We start from the raw sequence: 14,469 nt of genomic DNA, 5'->3' as shown, positions 1-14,469 counted from the left end.
CTCTTGAAAATCTATAAAGTATTAAACAACAATGCGGCTTTAATAAAAGAGGATGATCAGGAAAAAATCGTGATGGGGCCGGGAATCGCTTTTCAAAAAAAGAAAAATGATCTCATCCCTATGAGTAAAGTGGAAAAGATCTTTGTCGTGCGCGACGAGAATGAAAAGTTCAAACAAATCCTGCAAACACTGCCGGAGGAGCATATAGAAATAGCTGAGGATATCATCAGCTATGCGGAAGGAGAGCTCGCGGCGCCGCTGAGCGATCACATTCATATCGCGCTTTCTGACCATTTGTCCTTTGCGATCGAAAGGATTCAAAATGGGCTGCTTGTGCAGAATAAATTGCTGCATGAGATAAAGGCGCTCTATAAAAAAGAATATGAGATCGGCCTGTGGGCGATCGGACATGTAAAAGAGACATTGGGCGTGTCTCTGCCTGAAGATGAAGCGGGTTATATTGCCCTTCACATCCATACGGCCAAGATGGATGCGGAGAGCATGTATTCGGCGCTGAAGCATACGACCATGATCAAAGAAATGATAGAGAAAATAGAACAATACTTTAATCGAAAGGTGGATGAAAACAGCATTTCCTATCAACGCCTTGTCACGCATTTGCGATACGCGGTCAGCCGGTTGGAATCAAATGAAGCGCTCCATCGTATGGACGAGGAGATGCTTTATTTCATCCAAAAAAAGTATTCATTCGCCTATCAATGTGCGCTGGAGCTGGCGGAGTTTTTGAAAAATGAATATCAATTACATTTGCCGGAATCCGAGGCCGGCTATATCACGCTGCATGTCCAGCGTCTTCAAGATCTCTCGGAATAACCGCTTTGACTTGCAGGGAGTGATCTCTGGAAGTTTTTTTATTGATCAGGATTCAGTGTGTAGTACATCCAGCCCATCATAACTATTCCCGCGGTCAGATTGCCGAGCGTAACGGGGATTAAGTTTCTGACTGCTCCCATCAGTGTCACTGTATCAGGGTGCTCGATCAAAAGCGAGATGGCGAATGTGCACATATTGGCAATGCTGTGTTCAAAGCCGGAAATAAAGAAGCAGAAAACGAATAGCATCATGGTAAAAAGCTTTGCTCCTTCCCCTTTGAGAGACATTGGAATGAAAAAGGCGAGGCACACAAGCCAATTGCACAGCATTCCTCTGAAAAACAATTCGGAAGCCGGCGGTTCCATTTTGTGCTCTGCCAAATGAATCAAAAAGGAATGAACAGAAGGCTCCTCAAAAAGTCCCGTCGCGCTGATCAGGATGGCAAACAGAATGGCGCCGATTAAATTGCCGGCATAGCTTGACATCCACAAGTACAGGGTGTTGCGCCAGCTGAGTTTTTTCCGGAGCGCGGTATAGGTGAAATAAAAGGTGTTGCCGGTAAATAAATCTCCGCCTCCGTAAGCAATCAGCAGAATAGCGGCCCCGAAAGTGACAGCGGCTGCCGGAAAGGCAAACGGAGAATCAGCCATAAAGAAATAGCTGCCTGTTTTGCTTGCGGCTGTAATGCCAAAACCAATAAACATACTGGCCAAAATGGACCGAAGCACATAACGGATTTTGCTTGAAGCGAATATGTTTTGTTTTTTCAAAGCATACTGTTCAACCTTTTGCAATGCTTGAGTTTCCATTGTCTTTTCCTGCTTTCTTTCATGATTGAGCATAGTATAACACGATATTGTGAAGTATTTCACAATTAATTTTTACGAATTTTTGTCTACATGTTTTATCAAACTATTTAACTAAAAAAATAGTTGACGAAAACGCTGTCATGATTTATGATGAAAGCGTATTCTTAATCTGAATAAGCGGGATTGTGACTGGTAAAGCAGGCAAGACCTAAAATTTGCGTAAATGAAAAAGGATCGCTGTGTCCTTTATTCGTTGGCGAATTTTAGGTCTTTTTTGTTTAAATAAAAGGGGGAGAAATAGATGGATTACAAAGAGACTGCAAAACGCCTCATTGAGCTTCTCGGAGGGAAAGAAAATATTATCAGCGCGGCTCATTGTGCAACAAGACTGCGTTTAGTGATGAAAGATGAATCAAAGATAGATCAAGCACAAGTAGAAGAGCTTGATGGCGTCAAAGGGGCTTTCAGCAGGTCTGGCCAGTACCAGATCATTTTCGGAACAGGCCTTGTGAATAAAGTATTCGATGCCTTTGCTAAAGAAGCTGATATCGAGCGTGAAGAACACGTAAATCATCAGGATGCGGCAAAAGAAAAGCTGAATCCCGCTGCGAGATTTGCGAAAACGCTTTCTAATATTTTTGTTCCAATCATCCCGGCTATTGTAGCCAGCGGCCTATTAATGGGATTGCTGGGTATGATCAATGCGTTTCATTGGATGAGCAAGGATTCTGCGCTTTTGCAGCTGCTTGATATGTTTTCAAGTGCAGCATTCATTTTCTTGCCGATTCTAATCGGGGTCAGCGCTTCAAAAGAGTTTGGCAGCAATCCATACTTGGGAGCGGTCATCGGGGGAATCATGATTCATCCGAATCTTTTAAATCCATGGGGATTGGCGGAAGCGACACCTGATTACATGCATCTTTTCGGATTTGATATCGCTCTTCTCGGCTACCAGGGAACTGTTATCCCTGTCCTGCTTGCGGTGTATGTGATGAGCAAGGTAGAGAAATGGACGAGAAAAGTGGTTCCACATGCGGTGGATTTGCTTGTTACACCATTTGTTACTGTGATTGTCACCGGGTTTGTTGCTTTTATCGCGATTGGCCCTCTAGGCAGAGCGCTTGGCTCCGGCATTACGGTTGCTTTAACTTATGTGTATGACCATGCCGGTTTTGTTGCGGGCCTGATTTTCGGGGGCACGTATTCACTCATCGTGCTGACAGGCGTTCATCATAGCTTCCATGCGATTGAGGCTGGGCTTATTGCAGATATAGGCAAAAACTACTTGCTGCCGATCTGGTCAATGGCGAATGTCGCACAGGGCGGGGCAGGTCTTGCCGTCTTCTTTATGGCGAAAAAGGCAAAGACAAAAGAAATCGCGCTTCCGGCAGCATTTTCCGCTTTTCTCGGCATTACTGAGCCCGTCATATTCGGAGTCAATCTTCGCTACCGAAAACCGTTTATCGCCGCGATGATCGGAGGCGCATTGGGTGGAGCATATGTCGTCTTTACACATGTAGCTGCAAACGCTTACGGGTTAACGGGAATTCCGATGATCGCCATTGCGGCTCCGTTTGGCGTCAGCAACTTGATTCACTATCTGATTGGCATGGCGATTGCAGCAGTGTCAGCGTTCATTGCAGCATTTGTCATGAAGATTAATGAGGATGAGGAGAGGAAAAAATGACAGCACATGACCAGGAGCTTCGTCGCCGGGCTTATGAAGAAGTGGAGAAAAAAGAGCCCATCGCTAACAGCGATCCGTACCGCCAGCATTTTCACATCATGCCGCCGGTTGGGCTGCTGAATGACCCGAATGGCGTGATTTATTGGAAGGGCAGCTATCATGTATTCTTTCAGTGGCAGCCGTTTCAGACAGGGCACGGCGCAAAATTTTGGGGGCATTATACGACACAGGATGTTGTGAATTGGAAGCGGGAAGAGATTGCGCTGGCTCCGAGTGATTGGTTTGATAAAAACGGCTGCTACTCGGGCAGCGCTGTCACGAAAGACGATCGGCTCTATCTGTTTTACACAGGAAATGTCAGGGATCAGGATGGAAATCGGGAAACGTATCAATGCCTTGCTGTTTCTGACGACGGGCTGTCCTTTGAGAAAAAGGGTGTTGTCGCCCGCCTTCCGGAAGGATATACGGCGCATTTTCGCGATCCGAAGGTATGGGAGCATGAAGGCACATGGTATATGGTGATTGGTGCGCAAACAGAGAATTTGAAAGGGCAGGCTGTATTGTTTGCTTCTGATAACCTGAGTGAGTGGAGATTTCTTGGCCCGATAACCGGCGCGGGCTTCAACGGGCTGGACGATTTTGGATACATGTGGGAATGCCCTGATTTGTTTTCCCTTCAAGGATCGGACGTGCTGATTGTTTCGCCTCAAGGGCTTGAGGCTGACGGTTTCCGTTATCAGAACGTATATCAATCAGGTTATTTTGTCGGCCGTCTCGATTATAACAAGCCTGAACTGAAGCATGGTGAATTTACGGAGCTTGATCAAGGTTTTGATTTTTACGCGCCGCAAACACTTGAAGACGATCAGGGAAGGCGGATTTTGTTTGCATGGATGGCGGTGCCTGATCAGGATGAAGGGTCCCATCCGACCATTGACTGCCACTGGATTCACTGCATGACGCTGCCGAGACAGCTGACGCTTTCAGGCCAGAAGCTGATTCAGCAGCCGCTGCCTGAGCTAAAAGCCATGCGCAGAAATGAGAAAAAAATACACATCAATATGCATGGATCATCTGGTACGCTTCCAGTGGAAAAACCTGAAAGAGCTGAGATTCTGCTGGAAGACATTCATACGGAGTCTGGCTTTTCAATCAGTATCCGCGGAACGGCTACGTTTTCCTTCCATAAAGACGAGGGGATTGTTACGCTGGAACGAAAGAGCTTTGACGGAAAAAGAACAGAAGCGAGACATTGCCGAATCAAGGATTTGCATACCGTACACATGTTTCTCGACGCGTCATCTGTGGAAATCTTTATGAATAACGGAGAAGAGGTCTTTAGTGCGAGATATTTTCCTTTCCCGGGAAATCATGAAGTAACAGCCAGTTCGACCGGGAAATCTGAAATGAATGTCGGAATTTGGACACTTATGTAGAAAATCCTTCTATTTTCTTATGTGAAATCTGAGCCATCTGTGCTATTCTTCAACGATAACCTACTATTTTTTTCTGTAAAAGGAGTTGTTTTCTTGAATATACATGAACAGAAGATAACACCGGAATGTTTGGAAAAGGCTGCTAACCAAGTTGAAGATAAGCGAGAAGAATATAAGGATGTGCTGCTTCAGCTGAAAAAAATGCTTGGCGGAACAACGCCGCACAGTGAAACGGCGGAAATTCTCACGCGGGCATATGAACAAATGAAGGAATATGCACTTTTTGTTCAGTCGATAGAAACATTTTTGAGGAAATCTGCAAACAATTTAAAAATCAAATAAACAGGCTGCCGATGGGATCGGCAGTTTTTTCTGTGAAAAGTCTTCGGTGATTTAAAAAGGGCTGCCTCTCTGTAAGGCAGCCCCTTTTGTTTATGATTGTTGATTCAGGCGCAGTGCAGAATGCTTCGTAGGACCAACATACTGGTTTAGCGGGAAGGATTCTTTAATAGCCGCTGTGATGAATTCTTTCGCTGCGTAAATGGCTTCTTTGACTTCCGCACCTTTGGCGAGCTCCGCTGTCACGGCTGCTGAGAATGTACAGCCTGCGCCATGTGTATAAGGCGTATCGATCATTTCGCTTTCAAGGACTTCTGCTGTTTCTCCGTCATAGAGAACATCAACGGCTTTCTCATGTTTGAGTTTGCCTCCGCCTGTAATGACGACATATTGAGCGCCGAGTGCGTGAATTTTTTTCGCGGCTTCGATCATATCGTCAACTGTTTTTAGTTCATCCATGCCGCTGAGCTGGCTGGCTTCAAACAAGTTGGGCGTAATGACAGTGGCTAGCGGAGCCAATTGCTCACGCAGGGCTTGGGCGTGCTCCGGATAAAGGACTTCATTAGCACCTTTGCAAACCATAACCGGGTCAATTACCACATTTTTTAATTGTTTTTCTTTGATCGTTTTTGCCGCAAGCTCGATAATGTCAACGGTTGGCAGCATTCCTGTTTTCATGGCGTCCACGCCGATGCCGTCCGTAATTGTTGCAAGCTGGGCGCGGATTGTATCAGTATCGATCGGGAATACCTGATGGTCCCAGCTGTTGTTTGGGTCCATCGCAACGATCACCGTTAAGGCGGTCATCCCGTATACGTTTTTTTCTTGAAATGTTTTTAAATCAGCTTGAATCCCAGCACCGCCGCTGGAATCTGAGCCGGCAATGGTGAGTGCTTTATGCATAGACATGTCTTGAACCTCCATCATGTTTTGTCTTTCATTATAGTTAGATTTTCTCTGTATCACAATATAGAAGGCTTAGCAAATCATCTGGTATTCTCAAGGTCTCCTTTCCTGTTTCAGTAGGATATTCCCACTGATCTCCCGTCCAATATATGTTTTAATAGTACATGACTATGAAAATGAGAAGGAGAGCATCATGAAGATTTCTATCGTAATTGTGACCTATAATCGGATTCCGGCTCTGTGTGAGCTTTTGGAGTCGATTTCCCGCCAGACCTTGAAGCCGTATGAAATTATTATTGTGAATGATGCCGGTGAATCGGTCGTGCCGGTCAAAGCACTGTATCCGGAGCTGCCGATTGCTGTCATCAATTTAGAAAAGAACTCGGGGCATGTGGCTGCGAGAAATGCCGGTGTAAAAGAGGCGTCTGGCGATTGCATTATGCTGTGTGATGACGATGATTTCTTTACGCCAGGGCATATCGAAAAAATGGCAAAGGAAATAGAAACGGCAGACTTCGTTCATTCTGATGCGGAAATAGTTTCGTTTGAAGAGAAAAACGGAACAAGGTATCCAGTGTCAAGGAAATTGTTTGCTTATACCGCTGACTATGAGGATATGAGAGTGTTTTCTACATACGTGCCGTCGGGCAGCATGTACAGACGTTTTCTGCATGATGAAATCGGGTATTTCGATGCTGATGTGCACAATTACTGGGATTGGGATTTTTATCTGCGCGCGGCCAAGGATTACCGGGTGAAGCGTGTCCCTTGCGCCAGCGTGATTTATGCCTTCAGTGACGCGGGAGACAATCAGTCTGCTGACCTTGGCGCCAAGCGGAAGCAATATTTGGATCGTTTAAGTGAAAAGCACGGACTCGGGGAGCTGCCGACGAAAAACTTTGCCGTCCTGCTTGAAGAGCCTGAGATGAAGAGGCGGGAAGCAAAAAGTGAAATGGTTTGGGATGGCGAGCCTGTCTATTCCAGACTTCATCGTTCGTAAGGGGGCCTAATCTTGAAACAGCTTTTACAAGACAGCTGGTGGAATCAGCTAAAGGAAGAGTTTGAGAAACCGTATTATCAAGAGCTCAGAGAAATGCTGAAGCGGGAATACGCGGAGCAAACGATTTATCCGGACAGCCGGGATATTTTCAACGCGCTGCATTATACATCATATGATGATGTCAAGGTCGTCATTTTGGGTCAAGATCCGTATCACGGGCCGGGACAGGCTCAAGGTTTAAGCTTCTCTGTCAAGCCCGGTGTAAAGCAGCCGCCTTCGTTAAAAAATATCTTTCTTGAGCTGCAGCAGGACATCGGGTGCAGCATCCCGAATCACGGGTCGCTGGTGAGCTGGGCAAAGCAAGGCGTTCTTTTGCTGAATACTGTGCTGACAGTAAGGCGCGGACAGGCGAATTCCCATAAGGGAAAAGGCTGGGAGCGACTGACGGACCGAATTATTGACGTGCTGAATGAAAGGGAGCGGCCGGTTATCTTTATTTTGTGGGGACGGCATGCTCAAATGAAAAAAGAACGGATCGACACGTCCAAGCATTTTATCATTGAATCGACGCATCCCAGCCCGTTTTCGGCGAGAAACGGATTTTTCGGGAGCAGACCGTTTTCCCGGGCGAATGCCTATTTGGAGAAAATGGGTGAGGCGCCGATTGATTGGTGTATTAAGGATTTGTAAAAAGCGCAGGTGATCTGCGCTTTTTTATTTGAGTATTTTTCGAATCATTCGCAGCCCGTTTTTGGAGGAAGGATAACGAAATGCGAAGTCGAAGCGGTTCGTTTGTTTGACGACGCTTTTTTTGTGCGTGAATGTGTTAAAACTGTCAAAGCCGTGATAGCTGCCGATGCCGCTTTCCCCGACGCCGCCGAATGGCAAATACGGCGTCGCCACATGCATTAACGTATCATTGACACAGCCCCCGCCAAACGACAGATTTCCTAAAACAGCGCGCTCAATTTCTTTGTTTGTGGTGAAGAGATACAGGGCGAGCGGCTTAGGGCGCGATTGGACTTTCTCAATGACTTCCCCGATATTGCGGTATGTAAAGAGCGGAAGAATCGGCCCGAAAATCTCCTCCTGCATCACTGGAGAGTCATCCCTCACTTGTTCGAGAATGGTCGGCGCAATTTTGTGATGATTGGGATCAGATTGTCCGCCTGTGAGTGGGATGCCGTCATTCAGAAAGCTGAGCAGCCGCTGATAGTGCCGTTCACTGACGATTTTGCCGTACTGCGGATTCCGTTCCGGCTGAGGGCCGTAAAATTCTCTGATCGCACGCTTCATTTCTTCTGTGAGCTTCGTTTTGATGTCCTCGTGGACAAATAAATAATCCGGTGCGATGCAGGTTTGTCCCGCATTTGTAAATTTCCCGAAGACGATGCGTTTGGCGGCAAGCTGAATGTCAGCATCTTTATGGACGATGCAGGGGCTTTTGCCGCCGAGCTCCAAGGTTACGGGAATTAATTGTTTGGCGGCGGCCTCCATGACGATTTTTCCTACAGCTACACTGCCTGTAAAGAAAATGTAGTCAAAGGGCTGCTGTAATAATGCTGTGCTGACATCGGGCCCGCCTTCTGCCATAGCGACATAATCAGTTGGAAAAACGCTGCTGATGAGTTTGGAAAGAATAGCAGAAACAGCCGGCGTATATTCTGATGGCTTGAGAACGACCGTGTTCCCCGCCGCAATGGCTCCAATCAACGGAGAAAGCGCCAGCTGCAAGGGATAGTTCCAAGGCGCAATCACCAAAACGGTTCCATACGGCTCAGGAATGATGATGCTTTTGGAGCCTAGATGAGTCAGCGGCGTTTTGACTCGTTTCGGCTTGGACCATTTTCTCAGCCGTTTCATGACAAAGCTGATTTCCTCCAAGACGATTCCGATTTCTGTTGAGTATGCTTCTTGCTCGGATTTATGGAGATCCTGGTAGAGAGCGGCTATGAGATCGGCTTCATGAGTTCTGACGGCTTGTTTCAGCTTTCGCAAAATGTTCAGTCTCGATTCAAGCGGTCTCGTATGTCCCGCCGCAAAATAGGCTTTATGCTTGCTGATGATAGAGGGGATGCTGTTCATTCCGTTTCTCCTTTTTGTAAGGTATGGTGATTTATTATGTGAAAAATCTCTTCTGCTTGTCAATCGCGCAAGGTTTGTCAGAAAAAATAACAAACTCATATCTGCGTTTACAGCAGGAATTTGATAAAATGCAGGAAGACAACATTTATTTTTTTGGAGGGTGCTTCATGAACATTCATATATCTGCATTAATTCAAAAGATGGAAGAGGAGCTGAAAAAAGCAAAAACAGCTGAACGGGATGAGGAGCTGAAGCGTTATGTAGCGGTTGTCCGTTCTCTGTGTGATGTCGTGCTTGATCAGCCGGAGAACGCGAGCGCGCCCCGCATACAGCCGAGCGTTACGCCAAGTCCCGCCGCGCCGCCATCGACAGACCAGCTGATGATGGAAAAAATGATGGGGAGCGCGGGATTAAACAAATATCGAAAGCAAGAAAAAGAGAAGCAGGAAGAGGATGGAAACGGAGAGTCTTTATTTGATTTTTAAAGAGAGAGGTTGAGCTTACGTGAAATTGGTTCTTGGCGCGCTGCAATGGACAGCGTTTATTATTGCTGCGGCGATTGTTGTTCCGGTGGCGGTTGCCCAGTCGTTTCATCTGGATCACTCAGATTCTGCAAGATTGATTCAAAGCACTTTTTTTGTACTGGGAATTGCCGCCGTCATTCAGTGTTTGAAAGGCCACAGACTGCCGATCAATGAAAGCCCAGCCGGCTTGTGGTGGGGAGTGTATACGATTTACGCAGGGCTGACGGGAACTGTGTTTGCGACATATGGAGACACACTGCGGGGTTTGCAGGGAGCTCTTCTTGTAAGCGCTGTATGTTTCTTTTTATTAAGTGTTTTCAAGGTCATTGACAGACTTGCAAAATTGTTTACTCCGGTTGTAACGGGCGTCTATTTATTGCTTCTTGTCATGCAGCTGAGTCAGCCCATTATAAAAGGAATTCTCGGAATCGGTTATCGACAGGACGGGGTGGACGGTCTTGTATTTGGTCTGGCGCTTGTTGTGATCGCTGCCGCCTTTATAATGACAAATTCGAACATCATGTTTTTTAAGCAATATTCTATTTTATTAGCCTTGTTCGGCGGATGGGTGCTGTTTGCGGCTGCCGGAGCGGCAAAGCCGATTGAAATGCCGGACCGGCTGTTTCAGCTGCCTTCCCTGTTTCCTTTTGGGACACCGTTATTTAACAGCGGCCTGATCATCACTTCTATTTTTATTACTATCTTGCTGATCGTGAATATGCTGGCGAGCATGAAGGTCGTGGACATCGCAGTGAAAAAATTCAGCAAACAGCCTGATGGAAAGCATCATGAACGCCATGCCGGTTTTGCCGCTTCATTCAGCCATCTGCTTAGCGGTTTGACGGGAGCCATTGCGCCTGTTCCGATTTCGGGAGCCGCAGGTTTTATTGAAACGACCAAAATGCCTTCTAAAAAACCGTTTATGCTCGGCAGTATTCTGGTTATCGTGATCAGCGTGATCCCGTTTTTTATGAATACGTTTGCGAGCCTGCCGTCACCCGTTGGATTTGCGGTGAATTTTGTTGTGTTCTCCGCAATGGGCGGTCTGGCCTTTGCCGAATTTGATTCATATGAGAAAGAAGAATCAAAAAGGGTGAGGTCTATCATCGGTATCTCACTGCTGACAGGGGTCGGTATCATGTTTGTTCCTGAAACTGCGTTAAAGGGATTGCATCCGGTATTTATTTCTCTATTAAGCAACGGGCTCGTATTAGGGACGCTTGCTGCAATAGCAGCTGACCAGTTCCAGCTTTGGCGCAGGAGAAAATCCGACAATCTCGTGTCAACGGAGAACAAACATTGAATTTTGGTGCAGGTGCGATAAGATAAATGATATGAGTTTAACGAAAAGGCGGGAGAGATAGATGAAAGTTTTTATCATATTAGGGGCCATTAACGCCCTGCTTGCCGTGGGACTCGGAGCATTCGGCGCTCACGGATTAGAAGGGAAAATACCTGATAAGTATCTTCAGGTTTGGCACACAGGCGTGCAGTATCATATGTATCACGCCCTTGGGTTATTCGTTGTCGCGTTTCTGGCTGATAAATTATCCGGCATAGGCAGTGTCACGACAGCCGGCTGGCTGATGTTTGCGGGAATTGTGCTGTTTTCCGGAAGCTTATATATTCTAAGTGTGACGCAAATCTCTATTCTTGGAGCGATCACCCCGCTCGGCGGTGTGGCGTTTATTATTTCTTGGATTATGATCGTTGTCGCAGCCGTCAAATATCTATAAACAAAAAAGCCAATCCTCATCATATGAGTGATTGGCTTTTTTCTTATCTTGGCGAATAGGACGCCATGGAATATGGATACGTATAAGCAATTTCTTCATCAAATGTAATGTAATCGAGGTAGATTGTCAGGAGCAGGTAGCGTGTTCCTGATTTCGGGTCGCTGATAATAATGTGATCCCGGCCCGCAGCTTCGATGACGCCGCGAAAAATCTTCGAGCCCCATTCCTTGCTGTTTTCAAATGTCATATAAATGGTGGCCGTTTTTCCCCGATTCAGGCGCAAAATATTCTCGATGTAAGATTCCTCAACAGGCAGCATGCCGGGAACGCTTTGGCCCGGTCCTGACGGTGTAGGCCCCGATGGAATTTGAAAACCGCCGCCCTGCTGCTGGCCTGGGAATCCAAATCCCTGCTGTCCTTGTTGTCCTTGCTGTCCCTGCTGCATTGGCATCATTGGCTGCATCCCCATTGGCTGCATTTGTGAGCCTTGGCCTTGCTGCGGGTACGGGTTGGCGCCAAACTGAGGCTGATACCCCTGCATATTATCAAATGCCTGCATTTGCTGATATTGATTTTTTTTCGGTTTCATATCGTTCCTCCTTTTTATGAAAACCATTCAAAACATGTTCTGGATGTATAGGTGAACGCTCCGCGATGACTCACCTCCGATGGAAAACGATCTTAGTCGCTGGTGCGATTTTTATCTCTTTCACCTTATGAGGCTGATGCTTGGATTATGCTGAAAAAGAACAGCGGACCGATCAGATTTCGCTCTGGGCAGCCGCTGTTTTTCATAGACATACACAAACTTTTCGCATATTGGTTTGTATCCCTAGCGCAACTTGAGCATAAGCAACATAAGATAACGATAGTTTCAGGTGTGAAGTTCCAAGAAGGAGGTGTAGGATTTGCCTAAAGTATCAGTCATTATGACGAGCTATAACAAAAGCGATTATGTGGCAAAGTCCATTTCTAGCATACTCTCACAAACGTTTTCAGATTTTGAATTGTTTATTATGGATGACAACTCCAATGAAGAGACGCTGAATGTAATCCGTCCTTTTTTGAATGATAACCGAGTGCGTTTTTATCAAAGCGATATATCTGGAGTGAAGGAAAGAACAGAAAAAACGAGATACGCGGCACTGATCAATCAGGCGATTGAGATGGCGGAGGGTGAATATATCACCTATGCGACGGATGACAACATCTATATGCCGGACCGCCTCCTGAAAATGGTGCGGGAGCTCGATACCCATCCTGAAAAGGCTGTGATTTACTCAGCCTCCAAAACCTATCATTTAAACGAGAATCGCGACATTGTAAAAGAAACTGTCAGGCCTGCCGCTCAAGTGACATGGAACGCACCGTGCGCAATTGATCATTGCTCGGTGATGCACAGGTATTCGGTGCTTGAGAAGGTAAAGGAGAAGTTTGGCTCCTATTGGGATGAAAGCCCGGCGTTTTACCGTATAGGAGATGCCCGGTTCTTTTGGAGAGTCAATCATTTTTATCCGTTTTACCCACTGGATGAGGAGCTGGACCTGAATTATATTACCGACCAATCGATTCACTTTCAGCTGTTTGAATCAGAAAAAAATGAATTTGTCAGGAACCTTCCTCCGCAGCGAAATTGCCGAGAGCTGCGTGAATCATTAAAAAAGCTTGGAATGGGGTGAGAGCTTGTCGGCCTATTTAAGCAATTATTGGGTGCTGTACCGGAAGTACGTGGAGCTTTTTGACAAACTTCGCTACAAAGGGATTCCGCTTGGGCTTATCAGTAATTTTTATCAATACATCAGCCCTGAGCTGAGGGTGATGATGGAAGAAGAACCGGAATTGTTCGGATCGGTGGATCAGCATATCGATGAGGGACAGATTCAGCCGTTTTTTGAAGAAAGAATCCAAAAAATCGTTAAAACAAATGACAAACCTGTTAAAGGGAAAGTCATTTTGCACTTTGATTACCTGCGTTTTTCAAACGGAAATTACTATCAATTTGATCCTGAAAAAACGGCTGTTTTGGCCAGATGGAGTTTGCCGCATTATTGTGATCTGCCTGTAATTAGCAAGCGGGAGATTGCGGATTCATGCCAAAAAGGCGATTCGAAGCAGTATCTCGAAACAGCCTGTTCGCTTCTCGCCCCTTATGATGATCACCCGGCATTTGGTGATCAAGCGTTTCGCGACCGGCTTTTCAAAGATATTCCTTTATTTATAGAGGCCATTGATACAGTTGATGCGCTGTTTGAACAGGAAAAGATTTCAGCTGTTATTGTCGGAACGGCAGAAGACATTTACAGCAGGGTGCTCGCTCTCATGTGTCAAAGAAAAGGGGCCGTCAGCATTTGTCTTCAGCATGGCGCATTGATGGGAGATGAAGCCTTCATTCCTGTTTTTACAACCTATCAAGCTGTTTTTGGTGCGTATGAAGCAGAGTGGTTCATACGAAAAGGCTGTAAACCCGAGCAGATTCTCGTAACGGGACATCCCCGCTTCGATCAGATTTTTAACAGAACGCCTATGGATATGTCCATATTCTATCGAAAACTTGCTTTTCAGCCGACTAAAAAAATTGTGCTCATTGCCACTCAGCCCTTTTCAGAAGATTTTTATTCGGGTGTGCTCCAGGGGCTTTCTAATCAGAAGCAGCTGCAAATCATTATCAAACCCCACCCGTGGGAAATCGGAAAAAACAAGCTTGATCTGTATCACGAGGCGGCGAAAAAACATAAAGCATGCAGAGTCATCAAAAAGGAGCTGGAGCTTTATGATTTGCTGCCGTATGCTGATGCCGCAGTGACGCAGACCTCGACAGTCGGTCTTGAAGCCATGCTGTTTCAAAAGCCTGTGCTGATCGGAAAATCGTCCGGAAATCGCTCGTATCCGTATTATGAGTCTCTTGGCGATTTTATGTTTGACCAGCCGGATGAACTGGTGCACACCTTGGTTGAGGTTCTTCGAAGTCCCGACGTGCATCAAAAAGCAGAAGAGGCGCGCCTGGCATTCATAGCGGCTAATTATCCGGTGGCAGAATCAACAAATGCTTTATTTGCGGAACTGAAAGCCAAAACAGGGGTTGATTACAGGCGGGAAGATACTGAATAAAATGA

At 46.2% G+C, this 14,469-nt stretch carries 15 protein-coding genes; 11 read left to right on the top strand and 4 right to left on the bottom strand.

Going from position 1 to position 14,469, the window contains the following annotated elements; genetic code table 11:
- Positions 1-3: 3 nt before the first annotated feature.
- Positions 4-834, top strand: a complete 831-nt coding sequence (sacT, locus tag SB658_RS16515) for a sac operon transcriptional antiterminator SacT (protein ID WP_119899917.1) — start codon at positions 4-6, stop codon at positions 832-834.
- A gap of 38 nt (positions 835-872) precedes the next feature.
- On the opposite strand, the gene SB658_RS16510 is transcribed toward sacT, so the two are convergent.
- Positions 873-1,643, bottom strand: coding sequence for a formate/nitrite transporter family protein (locus tag SB658_RS16510; RefSeq protein WP_014481261.1), 771 nt, complete (start codon positions 1,641-1,643; stop codon positions 873-875).
- 301 nt (positions 1,644-1,944) lie between these two features.
- Between SB658_RS16510 and scrA the strand changes: the two genes are divergently transcribed.
- The 3 genes from scrA to SB658_RS16495 all read left to right on the top strand — a co-directional run bounded on the left by scrA (position 1,945) and on the right by SB658_RS16495 (position 5,108).
- Positions 1,945-3,330, top strand: coding sequence for a PTS system sucrose transporter subunit IIBC (scrA, locus tag SB658_RS16505; protein WP_410601953.1), 1,386 nt, complete (start codon positions 1,945-1,947; stop codon positions 3,328-3,330).
- The gene (sacA, locus tag SB658_RS16500; RefSeq protein WP_029726209.1) at positions 3,327-4,766 is read left to right on the top strand and encodes a sucrose-6-phosphate hydrolase; all 1,440 of its coding nucleotides are present in this window, start codon (positions 3,327-3,329) and stop codon (positions 4,764-4,766) included. The genes scrA and sacA overlap by 4 nt, the downstream gene beginning before the upstream one ends.
- Positions 4,767-4,859: 93 nt before the next feature.
- Positions 4,860-5,108 (top strand): hypothetical protein, encoded by a 249-nt coding sequence (locus SB658_RS16495; protein ID WP_003243437.1) that lies wholly within the window; start codon positions 4,860-4,862, stop codon positions 5,106-5,108.
- 90 nt (positions 5,109-5,198) lie between these two features.
- On the opposite strand, the gene SB658_RS16490 is transcribed toward SB658_RS16495, so the two are convergent.
- Positions 5,199-6,014, bottom strand: coding sequence for a bifunctional hydroxymethylpyrimidine kinase/phosphomethylpyrimidine kinase (locus SB658_RS16490; protein WP_014665830.1), 816 nt, complete (start codon positions 6,012-6,014; stop codon positions 5,199-5,201).
- A gap of 190 nt (positions 6,015-6,204) precedes the next feature.
- Here SB658_RS16490 and SB658_RS16485 point away from each other — a divergent pair, with 190 nt between their 5' ends.
- Together SB658_RS16485 and SB658_RS16480 are read left to right on the top strand one after the other, a co-directional pair.
- Positions 6,205-7,011 (top strand): glycosyltransferase family 2 protein, encoded by an 807-nt coding sequence (locus SB658_RS16485; RefSeq protein WP_015250953.1) that lies wholly within the window; start codon positions 6,205-6,207, stop codon positions 7,009-7,011.
- A 12-nt stretch (positions 7,012-7,023) separates the two neighbouring features.
- On the top strand, positions 7,024-7,701 hold the full coding sequence (locus tag SB658_RS16480; RefSeq protein WP_014478341.1) for a uracil-DNA glycosylase: 678 nt from the start codon (positions 7,024-7,026) through the stop codon (positions 7,699-7,701).
- A gap of 24 nt (positions 7,702-7,725) precedes the next feature.
- On the opposite strand, the gene SB658_RS16475 is transcribed toward SB658_RS16480, so the two are convergent.
- Complete coding sequence (locus SB658_RS16475; RefSeq protein ID WP_003227441.1) at positions 7,726-9,096, bottom strand: aldehyde dehydrogenase; 1,371 nt, start codon at positions 9,094-9,096, stop codon at positions 7,726-7,728.
- Between the two features lie 167 nt (positions 9,097-9,263).
- Between SB658_RS16475 and SB658_RS16470 the strand changes: the two genes are divergently transcribed.
- The 3 genes from SB658_RS16470 (at position 9,264) to SB658_RS16460 (ending at position 11,356) form a co-directional block, all read left to right on the top strand.
- Positions 9,264-9,581 carry a YwdI family protein gene (locus SB658_RS16470; RefSeq protein ID WP_003243806.1) on the top strand — a complete coding sequence of 106 codons (318 nt, stop codon included), beginning with the start codon at positions 9,264-9,266 and terminating at the stop codon, positions 9,579-9,581.
- A gap of 19 nt (positions 9,582-9,600) precedes the next feature.
- Positions 9,601-10,923 (top strand): purine/pyrimidine permease, encoded by a 1,323-nt coding sequence (locus tag SB658_RS16465; protein WP_015384975.1) that lies wholly within the window; start codon positions 9,601-9,603, stop codon positions 10,921-10,923.
- A 61-nt stretch (positions 10,924-10,984) separates the two neighbouring features.
- A complete protein-coding gene (locus SB658_RS16460) occupies positions 10,985-11,356 on the top strand; it encodes a DUF423 domain-containing protein (RefSeq protein ID WP_003227446.1) in 372 nt (123 codons plus the stop codon).
- Positions 11,357-11,399: 43 nt separating this feature from the next.
- Here SB658_RS16460 and gerQ read toward each other — a convergent pair whose 3' ends face one another.
- A complete protein-coding gene (gerQ, locus tag SB658_RS16455) occupies positions 11,400-11,945 on the bottom strand; it encodes a spore coat protein GerQ (RefSeq protein ID WP_014481253.1) in 546 nt (181 codons plus the stop codon).
- Between the two features lie 319 nt (positions 11,946-12,264).
- Between gerQ and spsA the strand changes: the two genes are divergently transcribed.
- Together spsA and SB658_RS16445 are read left to right on the top strand one after the other, a co-directional pair.
- A complete protein-coding gene (spsA, locus tag SB658_RS16450) occupies positions 12,265-13,035 on the top strand; it encodes a spore coat dTDP-glycosyltransferase SpsA (protein ID WP_015250957.1) in 771 nt (256 codons plus the stop codon).
- A 4-nt stretch (positions 13,036-13,039) separates the two neighbouring features.
- A complete protein-coding gene (locus tag SB658_RS16445; protein ID WP_085185484.1) occupies positions 13,040-14,464 on the top strand; it encodes a CDP-glycerol glycerophosphotransferase family protein in 1,425 nt (474 codons plus the stop codon).
- Positions 14,465-14,469 lie beyond the last annotated feature (5 nt).

Source organism: Bacillus sp. SIMBA_008 (assembly GCF_046535495.1).
Classification (GTDB): domain Bacteria; phylum Bacillota; class Bacilli; order Bacillales; family Bacillaceae; genus Bacillus; species Bacillus subtilis.
Note: the sequence above shows the minus strand (reverse complement) of the source record. Positions and strands in the feature narration are given on the sequence as shown.